This window comes from Fontibacillus phaseoli (assembly GCF_003337355.1).
Classification (GTDB): domain Bacteria; phylum Bacillota; class Bacilli; order Paenibacillales; family Paenibacillaceae; genus Fontibacillus; species Fontibacillus phaseoli.
Genome location: NZ_QPJW01000007.1, coordinates 229,902 through 248,918 on the forward strand (window position 1 = coordinate 229,902; position 19,017 = coordinate 248,918).

Below are 19,017 nucleotides of genomic sequence, written 5' to 3' on the forward strand. Positions count from 1 at the left end.
GCTATATCTCTCCATTCACTAAATATATGGAATTACAACTGCCCGATCCGTTCCAGCAGCCTGTAAACGACAGTGGCAGCTTCCGCTCTCGTCGTTGTGGCGCGGGCGTTGATACGGTCACCGCTACCCTCTACGAGATGCAACGATACCGCCTGTTCCACGAGCGGCAGTGCCCATGCGCTGATTGAAGCGCGATCTTCAAACTTATCCAAGCCCGCCTCTTGTTGCTGTCCTTCTCCCAGCCGTTCTTCGGCGGCACGGACTAGCATCGCCATCATTTGTTCCCGGGTGAGGGCGTCTTCAGGTCTGAACAGCCCTTGATCGCCTTCCGCAATGCCTGCGGCAGCGGCAGCCTCTACCCAGCCGAAGCTCCACTTCGCGGAAGCGACATCCCGGAAGGTCGGCTGCGCTGGTGTGACCGGTGATATCCCAAGTGCGCCGGCCAGCATTTTACTGAATTGGGCCCGAGTTAAGGTATCCTTTGGCGCAAAAGCATCCGCTCCCATCCCGTCAACGATACCGCGGGCGGCCAGCACTTCCACTTCCTTCACGGCCCAATGGCTTGAATTCAGATCTCCAAAGCTTACCTTCCGCAGCAGCACGGCATAGGTGCCGGACAAACCGATCGAGGTGCGGACGATCCGTCCGTTGGAGTCAGACGTAGCCCCGCCAATATAGGTCCAATAGCCAAGTGCATTATCGTATCGATAAATGCCGAGCTTTTCCCGATGCCCCGTCCAGTAGGCCTCATCGTCGTAAGCCAGCGCAAGCTGTGCTTTTTTGCCGAAGTCTCCTGCGGCTTGAATGTTCCATACCGCTCCGGCCGCTTCCAGCACCCGCCCTTTCTCGTCCTTCAACGGTAAACCGGCACGTTCCAGCTCGGTCAGCGTGATTTCGGTTTCCTCGGCAAAAATCCCGGAGGCCACCTCCAACCGTACCCGTCCATCCTTCAAACTGGCCGTTCCGCCTTCCGGACCGATTGTAAACTTCGCAGATGCCTTCGCAGCCGAATCACCGCTCGTAGATCCGGAAGGGGATGAGCTTGACCCCGTGGAGGACGTAGGTCCCTCGCCTGCTGCCGGTCCGGTGTTATATTTGCCCAAGTCCAGTGAACCCAGCGAACCGTCCGTTTGGGCATAAACAAGACGGTCGCCGCTAAATCCTATGTATTTTTTGCCTGAACCGGTTTCACCCAGCGAATAGATCTTGGCCGTTGCCAGATTTACCCCTTTAAGTACTGCCTGTCCGCCCTCATTCACCAAAAATGCCGCCTGGGTGTCTCCTATCGACATAAAGGCGTATTCCTCCTGTTTACTGGTCATCGGGGTCAGATCCTGGGGCTCTGCGAGCTGGTCCTGAAGAAATACGACCGCGTATTTACTTTCCAGGCTTCCGTTCTTCTGTTTATACAGCACATATTCGCCGTTCGTCACAAACCAGTCCACCGCATGGCTGCCGCCCAAACTGACAAGAGAACGCGTTACCCCGCTGTCAAGCTCAAGTACGCTTAATCCGCCGTCACGAGCATTTTTGTAAATGACCCGTCCGTTAACCAGCACCGGATAACGCCCTTCGCCAAGCGAGGCTTCCGCCCCTGTTGCAAGATCATGGTAGACGATCCGGCCGTATTTCTGGTTGTCCGACCAGACCACCCCGCTGCCGTCAACCGACGGATTAGCATATTCCCCGGCTCTGCGGTTCAGCTTCTGCTCCACCCCGGTCGAAAGGTCGTAACTGTAAATATCCCAGTTCGCCGACGCAGGATCCTGATCTCCTTTATCTGCCCAGACGACCGTCGTTCCTTGGATATAAGGCACATCCTTCGCCGTATTCCGGGTTGTGATTGCTTTTACGGAACCGGTCACCTCGTCACGAGTATAAATCTGGGTCTCCCCGTCCACAGCCCTATTCAGCCACACGACAGTCCCGCCGGAGACGCTGGAGTCGGACTTACTTACCGCTCCGCTCATGACCGCGCCTTCCGCTGCCGCCGTTCTAGCCGGAACAACTGTCAATGCGCCCGAACTTCCCGCCAGACATGCCGCAGCCCACAGTAGACATAAGCGTCTCCAGTTACGCGTTCCTTTTCTTGTTGGTAACTCATTCATCCCTTAACAATCCCTCCATTCTTTATAAGACATAGTTCCTAAATCCTGTATCCTATGCCTTATATATATATCGGAAGTATGAATTGGAAAACAAAGGACATCAATTTTAAATAGTAAAAAATACCTATACAAAAAACAGCAGTCCGCTATAGCGAACTGCCGCACTCTTTTATTAATCAAATTGTGAAATCTCGCATCGACCGAACGGTCAAAGTTCCCGGTGAACCCAGAACAAAAGCCGCCTCGCTGTCGCTGCCGCCTCGGCGCCGGAATTCAACCGTCACCGGCTGCCCCGGAATCAGATCGAAGAAATTGTCCGTGAAGATTCCTTCCTCTTCGGCCTGCAGCCATACTTGTCTGGCAAGCTTATCCGCTTGCAGCGTGAACGTACTGCCGCCTTTGCCAGAAACCTCGGTAACCGTAATCGCCGCATCCGGCAACACCAACTCCCGGGATCTTTCAAAATAGACATGCCGGTTGGCCATTACCTGGCCATCGCCAGCTTCCAGGCTGACATGCAGGACAGCTGACTTGCGATCATGCCCGTCCAGCAGATCCGCCGACGGAAGACGGTGCACGACTGTCGCGGAATCGGCACCCAGGTTGACGTTATGCAACTGTTCCGCCAGCAGCTTGCCATCGAAATCATACAGCGCCAGGCGAAGCTTGGCCTGCAGCTCCTCCTGCAGGTCGGAAACGGCGTGAATCACCAGATTTGCACCCGGCGCCAGTGAACCGTCCACCGACAGCATAACTTCGCGGAAGCTGCGCCGCACGATATATTGCAGCGCTTTCCAGCGGCCGTAGTAGTCCATGCCCGCCCAGGAGGCGACCGGCCAGCAATCGTTCATCTGCCAATAGAGCGTACCCATGCAGAACGGCTTATTTCTACGATGCGCTTCGATCGCAGTTTGAATCGCTTCGGCCTGCAACACCTGGCTCATGTACAGAAACGACTTGAAATCGCGCGGCTCCGGTAAATATTGCTCCATATATTCCTTGATGAGCTGGTTGCCCCTGCCGTTCTTCTGATGGGCCAGCATCACTTCCGATTCAAGCTCGAGTTGCTCCTCTGTAGCGTACTTAAGCACGGAAGACAATTCAGGGAAGGATTGGAACCCGTATTCGCTCATGAACCGTCCCACGCGTTCGTTATAATTCGAGAAGGGTTCGACAGAGTGCCATACGCCCCAGTAGTGCACATCTCCCTCGCCCGTCACTTGGATCGCGTGCTGACGATCGTCGCCCGTCAGCACCCGCATAGGGGAAGACGGCCAATAAGCCACGCCGCCGCCCAAGCGCTCCACAATTTCTGGCAGCAGCTTATGGAAGATCGCTTCGTAATCCGACCAAATTTTCTCCCGCTGTTCCGGGGTATAATTCTTCTTCCAACCCCAGCCGCCTTCTTCATCAAAGTGCGCCCACGCCGAATCCATCTCGTTGTTGCCGCACCACAATGCGATACTTGGATGATTCCGCAATCGCTTCACATTATATTCGGCTTCCTTCGCGACGCTTTGCAAAAACGCCTCATCGCCGGGATACATGCTGCAGGCGAACATAAAGTCTTGCCACACCAGCAGCCCGTACTTGTCGCACAGATCGTAGAAAACGTCCTCCTCATATAACCCGCCGCCCCAGACGCGCAACATGTTCATATTAGATTCGGCGGCGGAGGCAATTTCGTGCCGGTAACGCTCGGTCGTTACTTCCGGAATAAAGCTGTCGTTCGGAATATGGTTGGCCCCTTTGGCAAACACAGGCACCCCGTTCAGCTCGAAGCGGAAGGACGCTCCCGCGGCATCCTTTTCGCAGATTAATCTAATCTGCCGCAGACCCGTTTTGATGGACCGCTCCGCTACCTCTTTGCCATCTACATCCTTCAGGCTTGCGCTAAATTCATACATCGCCGGCTCGCCGAGTCCGCGGCACCACCACAAGCGCGGTTCCGCAAGTTCAAGCTCCAGCTCCACCGTCTGCCGTCCCTGCTTCAGAGCGACCCCTCTCTGCCAGGACATTCCGTCTGCCGCTATCGCCAGATTGCCCCGCCAATCCGCGTCGGTTTCGATTTCCACCATTGCGGTTAGCTTCGCAACCTCCGCATCCACTTTATCCTGCCGGATAAACAAATCGGTCAGGCGGGGACCGGACCAGCCGAGCAGGGAAACCTTTCTCCAAATTCCGCTGGTCACCAAGCGCGGACCCCAATCCCAGCCGTAGTGATACGGCGCCTTGCGGGCAAACACGCTAATCCGGCGGTCTCCCAATCCGCCCAGCTCCGACTGGTCATTAGCAGCCGGGAGAGCATAGCCCAGCTTCTCCAGTTTGGGCAAGTCCTCCGAAATCGGCGAACGAAAGACGATGTTCAGAACATTCTCATCGCAAACAAGCAGTTGTTTGATCTCGGCGCTCCAGGCTCGGAACATATTATCTGCGGACAGGATATGCTCTCCGTTCAGAAACACGTCCGCATAAGTGTCCAACCCTTCGAATACTAGTTCAATATGCGAACAGGCATCCCAACTGCCATCCAACTTGAACGTCGATCGGTACTCCCAATCTTTTTTATCGATCCATTGCAAATCATGCTCGTTCGTTCCATAAAACGGATCGGAAATTTTCCCTTGCCGCAGTAAATCACTGTGCACCGTACCCGGTACATGCGCCGTATTCCACTCTGTCTCGTCACAAGCCTTAAAGCTCCAATTGTTCAACTCCTGTTGTTGTTTGCTCATAAGCCCTCCATGAAAACAAGTCTTATCTCCCATTATCCCTGTTTCTCTTTAAATATCAACATATTTGTTAGCGCTTTGTTAGATTAAATTTAGAACAAATTATCCTTCCCTGATTACTTTCTGTAATATAATATGAAAACACACCCTTAAAACAAGACAATCCAGGACAATAAAGAATAACTCAACACATTTAAAGTCCCCTAACAATTAGGTTACAATCTATGTGTAAGCGCTAACAAAAACCACAAATGAGGGGCGATGGAAGCATGAAGAAGAGTGTTCTACTCACATTCCTGATGGTTTTCGCATTATCCGCCATCCTGGCAGGCTGCGGCGGCAATAACGGCAACAGCAAAGCCGGAAATACCGGAAACACCGGAAACTCGGGCACAACCAATGCCGCGGGAGAAAACTCCGGAGATACCGGAGGTGAAGGAACTACGGAAAAACTAAGCGGCAAGGTCACCTTCCTGACAAACCGCACGGACATGATCGGCAAAGAGTACGACGAATACGTCAAACGCTTTAACGAGAAATATCCCGACATCAAAATCGAATTCGAAGCCAGCCAAACCGACTACAACCAGCAAATCAAAGTACGGATGGCCAGCGGTGAGTTGCCGGATCTGATGTTCATTCCGGACATTCCGAATTCCGATCTTCCGAAATATTTTGCACCGCTTGACGATTTGCAGTTTAGCAGCGAGTTGACCTTCAAAGATTTCAAATCGTTTGACGGCAAACTTTACGGTATCACGACCGGTAACTCGACTTCCGGGATCGTATACAACAAAAAAGCATTCGCGGATGCCGGTATTACGGAAGTTCCGAAAACCTGGGACGAATTCCTGGCAGCCTGCGAAAAGTTGAAACAAAACGGCGTCATCCCGCTCTCTTCCAACTTTAAAGACAAGTGGCCGCTGGGAAGCTGGGTATACGATATGCCGCGCATCATCGAGAACAGCCAAGATTTCCCTAACGAAAGAATCAACATGGACGCTCCGTTCTCCATGGACAACGGCTACGGTAAAGCGATGATGCTGCTGAGAACCTTGTCCGAAAATGGATATCTGGAAAAAGACATTAACTCCACCAACTGGGAGCAATCCAAAAAAGATATCGCCAGCGGCAAAATGGCCATGTATTTCCTTGGAAACTGGGTCATCAACCAAGTCATCGGCGTAGGTGCCGAATCCGACAACATCGGCTTCTTCCCGCTTCCTTATGATAATTCCGGCTCGAATCGCGCGCCGTTTAACCCTGACTTTTTCTACGCGGTGAACAAAGACAGCAAAAACCTGGAAGCGACCAAAGCTTTCCTGACCTGGATGATCGAAGAATCCGGTTACGAGGACTTCGCAGGCTTTATTTCCCCGCTGAAAGGCCGGGAATCCAAGCTGTCCCAACTGGCTGAATTCCAGGCTACCGGCGTGGAAATGCAAGAAGGCGTAGCTGATGATCCGAAGGTAATCGAGATCTCGAACAAAGCGCAAATCGACCTGCCTGCGATCGCACAGGAATTCGTACTTGCAAAAGACCCGCAATCGGTTTTCGATAAATGGAACAAAGCGTGGAACAAAGCGAAAAAAGAACTCGGTTATTAATCTGCTCAGTTTGCAAAATGGGTTATCGGATGGCGATAATCCATTTTGCTTTCAATCCTCAGACGCGGAAAGAAGGGATTTAAGGAATGTTCAGGACTATGACCTACAAGAAGCAAAAAAATATCATCATTTTCACGTTCCTGCTCATACCGGTTGCGTTGCTTCTGCTTTTCACCTATTACCCTGCCGCCAAGCTCGTTTTCTTCAGCTTCACGGATTGGGACGGATACAGCCCGGAGAAGCCATGGGTTGGCCTGGATAACTATAAGGAAGTGTTTTCGAATCCCGACATTTTCGGGGTCTTTACGCATAACTTCGCCTATTTTGTCATGGGATTGATCCAGAACGTCGTGGCGATTTATTTCGCCGTTGTTTTGAACGGCAGGTTGCGGGGAAGAAACGGCTTCCGGCTGCTCTTGTTCCTGCCTTATATTATGAATGGCGTCGCGGTAGCCTTTATGTTCGGTTATGTGTTCGATACTACGCAGGGTTCGCTGAATTTGTTCCTGAACAGCATCGGGCTAACCAAGCTGGGAGAAACCAGTTGGCTCGGCACCGCCGGACTCGTCAACTACTCGCTTGCCTCGACGGGGCTGTGGCGGTTCATGGGCTATAACATGGTCATCTATATCGCATCCCTGCAGGCTATTCCGAAGGACATTTACGAGGCGTCAAAAATCGACGGCGCGAATGCCTGGCAAACGTTCTGGCGCATTACCCTGCCCAACATGAAACCGGTCATCCAGTTGAATCTGTTCCTGACCGTAACGGGAGCGCTGGAAGTCTTCGACCTGCCGTTCGTCCTGACCAAAGGGGGGCCGGCCGGCGCGAGCCAAACCTATGTACAGCGCGTAGTCGAAACGGCCTTCGCCTTCAACAATTACGGTCTTGCGTCCGCTATGAGCATCATTCTGCTTTTCTTTGTCATTGCGGTAGTAGGACTTCAGCAATTTGTGCTTAGCAGAGGAGGAAACAACAAATGAACGCGAAAAAATTTACGTTAGCGGACGCGCTGAAATACCTCACTTTGCTAATTGGCGTATTCGTCGTCCTGTTTCCTCCCTATGTGGTGATCGTGAACTCTTTCAAAGCGGACGCGGAATTCAACACAGCCAGCACCATGGCCCTGCCAAAAAGCTTCTTCAACTTTGAGAACTTCAAGGTCGTCTTTGAACGGGGCGGTCTTCTTAGCGGGTTCGGCAATACGTTGATCATTATCTGCGTGGCCCTCGTATTTAACATCATGTTTGGCACGATGGTAGCTTATGTGCTGGGCCGATTTAATTTTCGAATGAAAAAAGCGGTTTTCGGCCTTTATCTGTTCGCTACCGTCATTCCCAGTATTACGACCCAGGTAGCTACCTTCGGAATCATCAAATCGCTGGGACTGTACAACACCATGGGTGCTCCCATCATTTTGTATATCGGAGCCGATGTTATCCAGATCATCCTCTATTTGCAGTTCATCCGCAACATTCCGGTGGATCTCGACGAAAATGCCATGGTGGAAGGCGCATCGCTCTTCCGGATTTACCGGTCGATCATTTTTCCGCTGCTGACGCCGGCAACGTCGACGTTGATCATTTTGAAATCGATCAGCATTTACAATGACATGTACACCCCTTATCTTTACATGCCGAAACAGAGTCTTGGCGTCGTAACGACCGTCCTTATGCGCTTCCAAGGTATCAACATCGCCAACTGGAATTTGATCAGCGCGGCAATTCTCCTCATTTTGCTGCCGACCGTGGTGCTGTATTTCTTCCTCCAAAAATATATCTTTGAAGGAGTAGCGAGCGGTGCGGTAAAATAGGAGGCAATCTGCAAGAAAGGACGAGGGGTTCTTTTGATCAAGCTGATCCGTAATCTATTCCGCAAATCCTGGATGATTTTTGCCAATCTGTCGATGCAGAAAAAACTGGTAGTCATTTTTGTATTTTTAATTACTCTGCCGATCACTTATGTCAGTTACTCTTCCTACCGCTCCAATTCCAACTCGGTCCTCGCCAGCACGACGGCGTCGGCAGGACAGATGACTGACAACGCGATGGATAAAGTCGACAGGTATATTGAGGATCTAAAGCGGTATACCATGCTTCCCCTATATAACAAAGACGTTCAAAAATATCTCGACCAGCAGGGGACGGATTGGGATAAGAACTCGACCGTTAATATGTTTCTCATGTATCTGACGAACACGAAGGAGGAAATCTCCGCCGTCTACATGACCGACCATTATGATGCGATTTTTTACTATAACAAGCCCGGTCTTAATGAGCTGTATCCTTACGAGAGACTGGCGGAATGGAGAACGCGCACCGAACAGGCAGGCACCGCTCCGGTGTTAACCGGCACGCACCCGGTTCGCGTCAACGGCTCCGAACAACGGCAAGTGTTCACCGTCATGCGTTCCATCCAGTCCGTCAGCACCCTCAAAAATATCGGAATGATCGTCATTGACGTCGACTTAAGCTTGTTTGAGGATATCATTCAGCCCTTGAACACGGTGACCCACGGCGACACCTGGATCGTGGACGAACTGGGCAAAGTCGTTTATAATCGCGATCCGTCCGAACTCGGGAAAGACTTGAGCGGAAGTCCGCTGCTGGCCCAGGCGACGGGGCAACGCGGCAACTTCCGGCTGGACATCGGCGGCGAGCCGTATATGGCGGTCTATTCCGTTTCCAAGAGCACGGGATGGAAGACGCTCGTCTATATCCCGCTCAAGGAACTGCTCGCTCCAATGAAGCAGAGCCGCAACGCTATGATGATCATGACGCTGTCGATCATTTCTTTTGCCTTGCTGGTGGCCATGATTATTTCCTATGCGCTCACCAAGCCGCTGAAACGCACGGTCCAGTTAATGAAGCAAGTACAGCGCGGCAAGCTGGATGTCCGGGTGAACGTCAAATACAACGATGAGATCGGAATGCTCGGCAGCCACTTCAACCGGATGCTTGGCCGGATTCGCGACCTGCTTCAGGAAGTTTACGAAACGGAGAAAAGCAAACAAAAAGCGGATATCCTGGCACTGCAAAACCAGATCAATCCGCATTTCATATACAACACGCTGGAATCCATCCGCATGCTGGCTGAACTGAACGACGACGACCGCGTCGCCGAGTTGACCTATTTATTAGGCCTGCTGCTTCGTTACAGCATTACCCGCCGCAGCGATGAAATCGTAACCGTCCGGCAGGAGCTGGAGCATGTTGAAAATTATTTACAGCTTCTGCAACTCCGGTTCCCGGATAAAATCAGCTATCAATTTATGATCCCGGAAACCTATTACGACTTGTCGATTATAAAGCTGGTGTTTCAACCTATTGTAGAAAATGCCATTTTTCACGGATTGGAAAAACAAGCCGAACCTGGATCCATCACGATAACAGCCTGGAACGAACGGGACGATGTGATGTTCTCCATCCATGACAACGGGGTCGGCATGAGCGAAGAAAGGCTGGATTCGCTCAACCAAAGCCTGACCGACGGGAAGACGGATAAATTCGGCATCGGTCTGCGCAATGTGAATGAACGTGTCAGGTTGCATTACGGAGAAGCTTCAAGTCTTGTGGTGAACAGTACGCTTGGAGAAGGAACCACGGTCATCCTGCGCATCTCGGGCCTCATGAAAGCCGGGGAACCGGAAAGATATCAGTAAAGGGGGAGTACGTTATGCTCAGGATCGTTATTGTCGATGATGAAACCTCCATTCGCGAAGGATTGGCGAAGATGATTGGCAAAGAGAGCGACCGGTTTCACATTGACGGCTCTTTCTCTAACGGGCAAGAGGTGCTGGATTTTACGGCAGATTCCGAGTTTGACGTTGTCATTACCGATATCCGGATGCCCCTGGTTGACGGTCTGGAGTTGACCCGGGAATTGAAACAAATCCGGCCGGATACCCGCTGCATTATCATGAGCGGATTCACCGATTTCGAATATGCCCGGCAAGCGCTCAGGTACTCCGCGGTAGATTATTTACTGAAGCCCATTAACAAAAAGCAGCTATTCGGGCTGCTATATCAATTGGACAATGAAAAGGAACTGGCCTTGGGCAAAGAGCAACAATTGCGCTCCAAACTTCTCCTCACTTACCTAAGAAGCCTGCCTTCTCTTTGCCAGCAGATGCCTGAACTGATCTTGCCCTTACCCCATTTTTCGGTAACGATTATTAAAGGCAGTGATTTGGAGGCGCTTCACTCCAGCGTCACCCTGCTAAGGCGTCTGCCTCAAAACCGGTTTGACGTTATAGATACAAAGGAAAGGGAAATTACCCTGATTACCTATTACGCAAACCCACCGGGACCGGAGGAAATAGCCCGTCTGGCCGAATCGCTGCGGCAGTTCCCCCACCCCGGCATCGTACAGGCCGGCTCCAGTCCCGGATACACGGATCCAGCGAATCTCAGCAGGGCTTATTCAGAAGCGAGACGGGCCTGTGATCGCGGGATGTACTGCAAGGAGTCTTGGAGCTATTGCTCTTATATCCAGGAATTCGGGGAAGAGCTTGAAGTGAACGAACTGTTTGCCCGAAACCGGGAAGCCCTGGTTCAATCCATGCAGGTGTTGAATATCCAGCAAGCGCTAAAATATCTGGAGATGCAGTTCCATGAACTCGAACTAGCCAAAGCTTCTCGCGAGGCTTTAATCCGGCTTTGCGAACTGGCCTTTGAAGCCGCCGGTACCGAGTTGCATGAATGGGGAAAAATCTTCGGGCCCGCCATCCCTGCTTGGTTGGAAGAACAACTCCAGTCTTGTCTGAGGTTTGATGAGATGAAAGACAGCTTTACAGGCGAGTTCTCTACAGGCCTGCAACAAATCCGGGAAGGGCGGCTTACCCAGGGCGGAAAGTCCGTAGAAATCGTCAAAAAATGGATCGCCGAGCATTACGACGAGCAGGCAGAGCTCGGCAACCTGGCCAGCATGGTATACTTGACGCCCAGTTATCTCAGCAAACTGTTCAAGCATGAAACCGGCCTGACGATCACCGACTACCTGATCGAAGTGCGAATTCGCAAAGCCAAGCAACTGCTGCTCCATTCCAGCGAGCTGAAAATCCATGAAGTCGGCACCGAGGTCGGCTATCCCGATCCCGCCTACTTCAACAAATTGTTCAAGCGGATCGTCGGCGTTACTCCCAATGAATACAAGAAAATCAGCAATCGTAATAATGTCTTCTAAAAGGTGGACATAAAGGCTTTTTTGTCTATCTGGAGAGTAAATATAAAGAAAGCGAATTGTCATGGGAGTCCTCAGATAAATCTAAGTAAAGAGATACCTATTTTTGTGCTCCACACACGAACAGAACCCCTTAGGGTCCACCTAAAAGCGGACACTAAGGGGTTCTCTAATACACTATGTAAATGTGCATATATTGTAGAAGTTAACACTCCGAGGTACTAAATGGCCTTTGCGAGTGTCCACTATTTAAAAGACAATCTACAAAAATTCCACCATACATGGACATATCGAAATTAAACTCTCCTATAATCTCTCCGTCCAATTTTTACTAGATATCCGTTCTCTCCACATTCCGGATCGTCAAATAGGCAATCAGGACGCCGGCCAGAGCGACCGTAGCCGGTATATAAATAATGGAATTCAAGGTGAACTCCGTACCGCTGCCGATATTCAAAACCGCCATAAGAATAATCCCGGACACGATGGTTGCGGACACCGAGTAATTTCGCATTCCGAAGTAAAGCGGGACAAGACTGATGCAACTGGTCATGGCTGCGCTCACCAGAAATCCGACTCCGTAGTCCACCATCATCCCATTCGTCAGATCCTCATTTACGAAAAGAGCAAATCGATTGAAAATATGAAATCCAGTGAAGATCAGTACCCGGGAAAGAATGCCGAAAACAAAAGTAAACAGGAGAACGATCAGCATTTTTGCCTGCAGGAATTTTTTCCGGCTTAAAGGGTACATGAACAACACGGTCACGGTTTTGTTTTTGTATTCATCGATAATGAACTTAGATAACAGTACGGAAGCAAAAATGATGAATATGAACGAAGCGGAGTTCGTCAGCACGTACGCTTCCTTGTAGCTTCTCAAAGGCTCGTCGTAATTTACCCCGATGAGGGAGCCCATGAATACGATAATGGCAATGAATCCGCCCAGAATGATACCTTTGAGTTTTTGTTTTTTCAATTCCAGTTTCATCAAATTTAGCATTCAGGCCGCCACCTCCTTTACACAATATCCTTGACCTCAACATTCCGGATGGATAAATACGCGATCAGAAGACCGATGACGCCAATTGTTGCAGGGATAATAAAAATCGAACTCAATGTTGAATTGGATCCATTGGTAGAATTCAGTATAGATGCAATGATAATTGAGGATATGATCGAGGTGGCAACCGAATGCTTAAGCATCCCGAAATAAAGAGGAACCAGGCTGATGCAACTGACCATAACCGAATTCACGAGAATGCCAATGCCCTGTTGCAGCAGCAATGCGGTCTCTATTTTACCCGGAATAAATTGAGCATATTGGTTATACAAATAGAAGCCGGAGAAAGCCACCACGCGGGAAATAATTCCGAAAAGGAACGTAAACAGGAAGACAACGGCGATTTTGGCAGTGAGCAGTTTTTTCCGTTCCACCGGATACATAAACAGCACCGTGATGGAGCCGCTTTTATATTCATCAATAATATACTTGGCCAAAAGGACGGACGCGAATATATTAAACGTTATGGATGCTAACGCATTGATAAAGGCAATTATTTCATCATAATTGGAGAACGGCACCTCCTCCGTTTTATCATAATTTAGAAGGATAACAAAGATCATGATCACGAACGTTGCGATGAACCCTCCCAGAATATTTCCGCCAATCTTATACTTTTTTAATTCCAGTTTCATTAAATTAAGCACTCAGGCCACCCCCGTTCAATAGCGAGATAAAGTAATCTTCCAGCGAACTGTTCTTTTTGTGAATCGAATCGATCATTACATCGTTCATGATCAGCACTTTGCTGATTTCGTTCTGCGCGGCACGGGCATCATATACGCGGAGTGTATGCTCGTCGATGACTTTGAAGTTGGTCAAATTCAACTGGTCCGACAAAAGGAATGCCGCCTTCTTGCTATCGCTCACGACCAGCTCAATATATTCGGTGTTCCGCTCCCGCACCCGTTCCATCGGAACTTCTTCGATCAACCGCCCATGATTGATTACACCGATCGTGTCTGCCATTTGTTCCATTTCTCCCAAAATATGACTGGATATGAGCAGCGTCATCCCGTATTCTTTGGACAGCATTTTGAACAAGTCACGAATTTCCTTGATCCCTACCGGATCCAGCCCGTTAATGGGCTCATCCAGGATCAGCAGTTCGGGCTTGGTTATAATCGCTCTGGCAATCCCCAGTCTCTGCTTCATCCCGAGTGAGAAATCCTTTACCGGTTTGTGATCGATATTTTTCAAATTTACCAGTTCAAGGGCGTCATCAATTGAATTCTTGTTATAGTAACCCATATACTCGCAATGCAGCTCCAGGTTCTCTCTCGCTTTCAGCTTGTCGTAGAAAATCGGATATTCAATGATCGTCCCCATCCGTCCCAGCAATCCGTACGACTTCGGCGTCAGCTTTTCTCCAAAAATTTCGATTTCTCCGCCAGTCGGTTTTACCAAATTCGTGAGCATTTTCATGACCGTCGTTTTACCCGCGCCGTTCGGCCCCAGGAACCCGTAAATCTCTCCCTGTTGAATGCTCAGATTGACATCGGAAACCACTTCTTTTCCCTGAAACACTTTAGTTAATCGGGTCGTTCTGACGATATGGCTCATACCCTGACCACTCCTTTGCTTCTTGCTTATTCTTATAGTTTTATTGTAAAAGCCGATTTTATCGTAATTATTAATCAAATCTTACTTAATTCTTAAGTTCCGGCGTGACCCAGCAAAAAAGCCTATAGCAAGCAGACCTTTCTGCCTTCTATAAGCTTTTGCTTCAAAATTAATACCGGAACGGCTTCAATTGCACGGTGAAAATGGTTTTCTCGTACGGCCTGCTATAAAGCGTGATATCTCCACCCATATTTTGCGCAAGCCTCCGGGTGATCGTCAAACCCAGACCGCTTCCCTGGTAGGATTTGTTCCTGGAATCCTCCAGCGTATACATCCGCTCAAACACCTTATTCTGGTGAATCTCCCCGATGCCCTTCCCCTGGTCCCATATGTCCACGCATACTTGTTCACGTTCTTGCCTTAAGGTCAAACCAATGACGTTCCCTTCGCTGCCATAGCGGATCGCGTTGGAGATCAGATTATTCAGAATCCGGTCCAGGGCATTTTCATTAGCGTAAGCATATAGCGGCTCGTCCGGAATCTTAAGTTCCACTTTAATCCCTTTGCCGGTGAGTACGTCATAAAAGGCCAGCATGTTTCTGCGGCAGACTTCATTCAAATGGACCCGGGTCAGCGGCATAGGCTGATCCCCGGACTCCAGCTTCGCCAAGTCGAAAAATTGCCCGATCATCTCTATGACTTCATAGGCTTTACGATGCACCTTAACCAGCAATTCCGCACGTTCCTCTGCAATCATATCCGGATCAAGACGAATCGTTTCTATATAACCCAGAACGACGGTAAGGGGCGTCTTCAAATCATGCGATATGTTGGACAGCATCCGGCGAATAGACTGCTCGGTCCCCGTTCGCTCCGCAAGAATCCGCTGATTGTACTCCAGCACCCGGTTAATGTCGATCAGGATCAGCCTGAGCTCGGGATCTTCCGTAAACAACAGCAATTTTTCGCCGGTGTCATCGGCAAGAATCCGGCTCAGCTTGTCGTGCACGCGCCGTAGCTGATGACTTCTTTTCCTGTTGGCATAATGCTGCCTGTAAAGCAGGCCCGACAAAATTAATATAATGCCGATCAGCACAGGCTCCATCATTCGCGCCCATCCCACTTGTATCCGATTCCCCACAAGGTTTTCAAGTATTTCGGGTCGGATGGATCTTCTTCGATTTTCTCCCGCAACCGGCGGATATGTACATTGATGACGTTCTCGTCACCCAAATAGTCGTCATTCCAAATAAATCCGTAAATCTGCGCTTTGGTAAATACGCGGTTTGGATTCTTGAGGAACAGCTTAAGGATTTCGGCCTCCTTGGCCGTCAGCTTGATGTCCTCGCCGCCTCTGCGAACGACGTAGTTGTCCAGATCGACGGTCAATCCATCCAGATTCACGATGTCATCCTGTTTCTCCTCCGGCTCGCGCCGGGCATATAACGTCGCTCTGCGGATCGCCGCTTTAATCCGGGCCGTAATCTCGATCAGGGAAAACGGCTTGGAGATATAATCATCCGCCCCGAACCCGAGGCCAATGGCCTTGTCGATATCATTGTCCTTGGCGGACATGATCAATATCGGAACCGAACTGGTCTCCCTCACGATCTTGATCACCTCGATCCCATCCAGCTTAGGCATCATAATATCGACGACGAGCAGATCAAACGGCTCGCTCCGGAACCGCGCAACGCCTTCTTCGCCGTTATCGGCGGAAACCACCGCGTACCCTTCCTTCTTCAGATATCCGGCCAGCATCTCCACGATTTCGGCATCATCTTCAACAAGCAAAATCCTATGCGGCACGTCCACCCCACCTCTCAACTTTTCCCATTATACTATTTTTGTGAATGCTGCGGGACCCGCGTATAATAGAATTGCAAGCCGATTTGGAATTTTTACGGGTGCAGGTGATTGATTTGTCCAATTCCATCCTAACCAAAAAAGCGTTAGCCGCCTCCTTGAAACAGATGATGGGGGAAACTCCCCTGAATAAAATCACGGTCAAGCATTTGGTCGAGGATTGCGGGCTGAACCGACAAACCTTCTATTATCATTTTCAGGATATCTATGAGCTGCTCGGCTGGATTTATCAGACGGAAGCGGTCGATACGATTGCGGAATACCGCAGTTATACTACATGGACCCATGGCTTCCACAAAATTTTTACGTATATCGAAAACAATAAAGCCTTTTGCCTGAACACGTTGCACTCCCTGGCCAGAAATCATCTGGACACCTACCTGTACTCGGTGACGAATCAGTTGATCATGGGCGTCGTTAATGAGGTTTCCTGCAACAAGCAAGTCGAAGAAAAAGAGAAAAAATTCATCGCCAATTTCTATACGCTAGCCTTTACCGGACTCGTGATCCAGTGGATGCGGGACGGAATGAAAGAGGAGCCTCAGGCGATCATCGAACGCTTAAGCGAATTGGTGGAGGGAAACTTTGAACGGGCACTGCAGCGGTATGAACAAAAAACGAACTGACAGGACAAGACCTTCAGCCGGGAATCGTGTTCCTTGCAAAGGTCTTTTGATTATGCTCAAGTTGTCGAATCATCTCGTAAAAGGTCGATTTGCTATACAATGATCACCCGATGTCCAAAAACCGTACACTCGCCCTTCATTGACGATGTTCCGCTCCGAAAAAAAGGACTACATTAAGGATGTTCCTATCGAACAATACCTTTGTTTTGGAGGCGACGGGTTATGACAGTGGATGTAAAAGACAGACAGGTTTACTTTGTCGGCGGAGGCATCGCTTCACTTGCGGGGGCGGCCTTTCTGGTGAGAGACTGCGATTTTCCCGGACATCAAATTCATATCATCGAGGAAATGAAAATACTCGGCGGCAGTAACGATGGAGCCGGGAATGAAGTGCAGGGCTATGTCATCCGCGGCGGCCGGATGCTGAACGACGAAACTTACGAAAATACATGGGATTTGCTAAAATGTATCCCCTCGCTGGACGATCCGCAGGTGTCCGTGCGCGATGAAATCGTCGCTTTTGACACGGCGCATCCGACCCATTCGAATGCCCGGCTTGTGAACAAAGAGGGGCAGGTCGAGGATGTAACGTCGATGGGTTTTGATATGGCCGACCGGCTCGCCATGGCGAAGCTGATTATCACACCGGAAGATAAAATGGGCAAGGCCCGGATCAACGACTGGTTTGGCCCCCACTTTTTCGAAACGAACTTCTGGTTCATGTGGGCGACCACCTTCGCCTTCCAGCCGTGGCACAGTGCCGTGGAGCTAAAAAGATACATGATCCGCTTCATGCATGAATTTCCGCGGATTCACACGCTCGAAGGCGTCACGCGCACCCCATATAATCAGTATGATTCCATCATTCTTCCGCTGCATAAATATTTGGAAGGACACGGCGTCGATTTTGAAATGAAATGTACGGTAACCGACCTTGATTTCAAAGACGGCGACGGCATTACCGTGACCCGCATGCATTACGTAAAAGACGGAGCGGAAAAAGCGCTGGATCTCAGCGGAAATGATCTGGTGATCATCACAAACGGCTCGATGACGGAAAGCTCCAGCCTCGGTTCGATGACCACGGCACCGGTGCTGAACGGCAAAGGCAGCTCTTGGAAGCTATGGGACACTATCGCAGCCAAGAAATCAGGCCTTGGAAATCCGTCTTCCTTCGACGATCACATCGACGGCTCCAAGTGGGAATCCTTCACTGTAACTTGTCAGGACTCGCGGTTCTTCGATCTCATGGAGGCGTTCTCCCGCAATAAGGCAGGTACGGGCGCTTTAGTAACTTTCAAGGAATCCAGCTGGCTCATGTCCATCGTTCTGGCGCATCAGCCGCATTTCCGCAATCAGCCGGAGCATGTGAAGGTGTTCTGGGGGTATGGGCTGTATCCGGACCGGGTTGGGGATTTTGTGAAAAAGAAAATGAGCGATTGTACCGGGGAAGAAATTCTGACGGAGTTGCTGCATCATTTGCATTTTGAAAAGGACATGGATGCCATTATCGCTTCGGCCAACTGCATTCCTTGCATGATGCCGTTCATCACGGCCCAATTTATGCCGAGAGCGGTTAGCGATCGCCCTAAAGTCGTTCCGGAAGGTTCGACGAACCTGGCATTCATCAGCCAGTTCTGCGAGATCCCGGATGATGTCGTCTTTACCGAGGAATATTCAATCCGGGCTGCCAGAATCGCCGTGTATACACTGCTCGGGATGGATAAACCAATCTCGCCGATCAACCAATATCATTACGATGTGCGAACCCTGCTTCAAGGATTTGTTACCTCATTCCGCTAAAATGCAAAAGAGCTGCGTCCTTTTTTAGGGCACAGCTCTTTCATTCACTACCGCCAAGGATCACTCGCTGAATCTTCATCATCCAGGCTCCCTTCATGCAATCGGCTGCTTCCTTTGCAAATCTTCATATTTAGCCTTGTTATATTTATTGATCAATGTATCAAGAAGCAGGGATTGATTGAGTACAGCCTTATGACGCAAACCGTACCGCTCAGCCAACTGGTTTAATATTTGTCTCTCTTTTTCAATTCTCACTTTGATATACTCCTTATTGTTCATAGCGTCTCACCCTATGCATAGTTTAGTGAATGTTGCCAAATAGCGCATATCGAGACATTTTGCATATTATAAAAAATTCCAAATTTAGAAATGAAATCATGACCACCCGTCCAACGGGTGGTTTGCTCTTGGGGTATAACCCCCTGTTGCCAAACTGCGCCTAAAGACGCTAGCCTGACCACAAATCTG

15 protein-coding genes are annotated in these 19,017 nt (G+C 49.9%); 7 read left to right on the forward strand and 8 right to left on the reverse strand.

Going from position 1 to position 19,017, the window contains the following annotated elements; all coding sequences use genetic code 11:
* Positions 1–32 precede the first annotated feature (32 nt).
* Both DFP94_RS17365 and DFP94_RS17370 read right to left on the reverse strand, forming a co-directional pair.
* Entirely contained in the window at positions 33–2,108 is a 2,076-nt protein-coding gene (locus DFP94_RS17365; protein WP_114497733.1) for an S-layer homology domain-containing protein, read from the reverse strand.
* A 176-nt stretch (positions 2,109–2,284) separates the two neighbouring features.
* Entirely contained in the window at positions 2,285–4,843 is a 2,559-nt protein-coding gene (locus DFP94_RS17370; protein WP_114497734.1) for a beta-mannosidase, read from the reverse strand.
* 266 nt (positions 4,844–5,109) lie between these two features.
* On the opposite strand from DFP94_RS17370, the gene DFP94_RS17375 reads away from it, so the two are divergent.
* The 5 genes from DFP94_RS17375 to DFP94_RS17395 all read left to right on the forward strand — a co-directional run bounded on the left by DFP94_RS17375 (position 5,110) and on the right by DFP94_RS17395 (position 11,631).
* Positions 5,110–6,447, forward strand: coding sequence for an ABC transporter substrate-binding protein (locus DFP94_RS17375; protein WP_114497735.1), 1,338 nt, complete (start codon positions 5,110–5,112; stop codon positions 6,445–6,447).
* Positions 6,448–6,533: 86 nt separating this feature from the next.
* Positions 6,534–7,430: a carbohydrate ABC transporter permease gene (locus tag DFP94_RS17380; protein WP_114497736.1), complete on the forward strand. Its 897-nt coding sequence runs from the start codon at positions 6,534–6,536 to the stop codon at positions 7,428–7,430.
* Positions 7,427–8,260 carry a carbohydrate ABC transporter permease gene (locus DFP94_RS17385; protein WP_114497737.1) on the forward strand — a complete coding sequence of 278 codons (834 nt, stop codon included), beginning with the start codon at positions 7,427–7,429 and terminating at the stop codon, positions 8,258–8,260. Before DFP94_RS17380 ends, DFP94_RS17385 begins: the two co-directional genes overlap by 4 nt.
* Before the next feature lie 33 nt (positions 8,261–8,293).
* Complete coding sequence (locus DFP94_RS17390; protein ID WP_245954928.1) at positions 8,294–10,108, forward strand: cache domain-containing sensor histidine kinase; 1,815 nt, start codon at positions 8,294–8,296, stop codon at positions 10,106–10,108.
* Positions 10,109–10,122: 14 nt separating this feature from the next.
* A complete protein-coding gene (locus DFP94_RS17395) occupies positions 10,123–11,631 on the forward strand; it encodes a response regulator (RefSeq protein ID WP_114497738.1) in 1,509 nt (502 codons plus the stop codon).
* 328 nt (positions 11,632–11,959) lie between these two features.
* Here the strand turns inward: DFP94_RS17395 and DFP94_RS17400 are convergent, their stop codons facing one another.
* From DFP94_RS17400 to DFP94_RS17420, 5 genes are all read right to left on the reverse strand, one after another.
* On the reverse strand, positions 11,960–12,631 hold the full coding sequence (locus DFP94_RS17400) for an ABC transporter permease (RefSeq protein WP_114497739.1): 672 nt from the start codon (positions 12,629–12,631) through the stop codon (positions 11,960–11,962).
* 17 nt (positions 12,632–12,648) lie between these two features.
* Positions 12,649–13,338: an ABC transporter permease gene (locus tag DFP94_RS17405; RefSeq protein WP_114497740.1), complete on the reverse strand. Its 690-nt coding sequence runs from the start codon at positions 13,336–13,338 to the stop codon at positions 12,649–12,651.
* Positions 13,331–14,254 carry an ABC transporter ATP-binding protein gene (locus tag DFP94_RS17410; RefSeq protein ID WP_114497741.1) on the reverse strand — a complete coding sequence of 308 codons (924 nt, stop codon included), beginning with the start codon at positions 14,252–14,254 and terminating at the stop codon, positions 13,331–13,333. The genes DFP94_RS17405 and DFP94_RS17410 overlap by 8 nt, the downstream gene beginning before the upstream one ends.
* 169 nt (positions 14,255–14,423) lie before the next feature.
* Entirely contained in the window at positions 14,424–15,362 is a 939-nt protein-coding gene (locus DFP94_RS17415) for a sensor histidine kinase (RefSeq protein ID WP_342768262.1), read from the reverse strand.
* Positions 15,359–16,063, reverse strand: a complete 705-nt coding sequence (locus DFP94_RS17420; RefSeq protein WP_114497742.1) for a response regulator transcription factor — start codon at positions 16,061–16,063, stop codon at positions 15,359–15,361. Before DFP94_RS17420 ends, DFP94_RS17415 begins: the two co-directional genes overlap by 4 nt.
* A 98-nt stretch (positions 16,064–16,161) precedes the next feature.
* Between DFP94_RS17420 and dhaS the strand changes: the two genes are divergently transcribed.
* Both dhaS and DFP94_RS17430 read left to right on the forward strand, forming a co-directional pair.
* Positions 16,162–16,746, forward strand: coding sequence for a dihydroxyacetone kinase transcriptional activator DhaS (gene dhaS / locus DFP94_RS17425; RefSeq protein WP_281269506.1), 585 nt, complete (start codon positions 16,162–16,164; stop codon positions 16,744–16,746).
* 222 nt (positions 16,747–16,968) lie between these two features.
* Positions 16,969–18,549: an oleate hydratase gene (locus tag DFP94_RS17430; protein ID WP_181873192.1), complete on the forward strand. Its 1,581-nt coding sequence runs from the start codon at positions 16,969–16,971 to the stop codon at positions 18,547–18,549.
* Between the two features lie 93 nt (positions 18,550–18,642).
* Here DFP94_RS17430 and DFP94_RS17435 read toward each other — a convergent pair whose 3' ends face one another.
* Positions 18,643–18,828 (reverse strand): aspartyl-phosphate phosphatase Spo0E family protein, encoded by a 186-nt coding sequence (locus DFP94_RS17435; protein ID WP_114497743.1) that lies wholly within the window; start codon positions 18,826–18,828, stop codon positions 18,643–18,645.
* Positions 18,829–19,017 lie beyond the last annotated feature (189 nt).

What these genes read in the sequence shown, in the direction of transcription:
- DFP94_RS17375 (WP_114497735.1), top strand. Translation starts at nt 5,110, where the DNA reads ATGAAGAAGAGTGTTCTACTCACATTCCTGATGGTTTTCGCATTATCC.
- DFP94_RS17400 (WP_114497739.1), bottom strand. Translation starts at nt 12,631, where the DNA reads ATGCTAAATTTGATGAAACTGGAATTGAAAAAACAAAAACTCAAAGGT.
- DFP94_RS17410 (WP_114497741.1), bottom strand. Translation starts at nt 14,254, where the DNA reads ATGAGCCATATCGTCAGAACGACCCGATTAACTAAAGTGTTTCAGGGA.
- DFP94_RS17385 (WP_114497737.1), top strand. Translation starts at nt 7,427, where the DNA reads ATGAACGCGAAAAAATTTACGTTAGCGGACGCGCTGAAATACCTCACT.
- DFP94_RS17370 (WP_114497734.1), bottom strand. Translation starts at nt 4,843, where the DNA reads ATGAGCAAACAACAACAGGAGTTGAACAATTGGAGCTTTAAGGCTTGT.
- DFP94_RS17365 (WP_114497733.1), bottom strand. Translation starts at nt 2,108, where the DNA reads ATGAATGAGTTACCAACAAGAAAAGGAACGCGTAACTGGAGACGCTTA.
- DFP94_RS17430 (WP_181873192.1), top strand. Translation starts at nt 16,969, where the DNA reads ATGACAGTGGATGTAAAAGACAGACAGGTTTACTTTGTCGGCGGAGGC.
- DFP94_RS17415 (WP_342768262.1), bottom strand. Translation starts at nt 15,362, where the DNA reads ATGATGGAGCCTGTGCTGATCGGCATTATATTAATTTTGTCGGGCCTG.
- DFP94_RS17435 (WP_114497743.1), bottom strand. Translation starts at nt 18,828, where the DNA reads ATGAACAATAAGGAGTATATCAAAGTGAGAATTGAAAAAGAGAGACAA.
- DFP94_RS17380 (WP_114497736.1), top strand. Translation starts at nt 6,534, where the DNA reads ATGTTCAGGACTATGACCTACAAGAAGCAAAAAAATATCATCATTTTC.
- DFP94_RS17395 (WP_114497738.1), top strand. Translation starts at nt 10,123, where the DNA reads ATGCTCAGGATCGTTATTGTCGATGATGAAACCTCCATTCGCGAAGGA.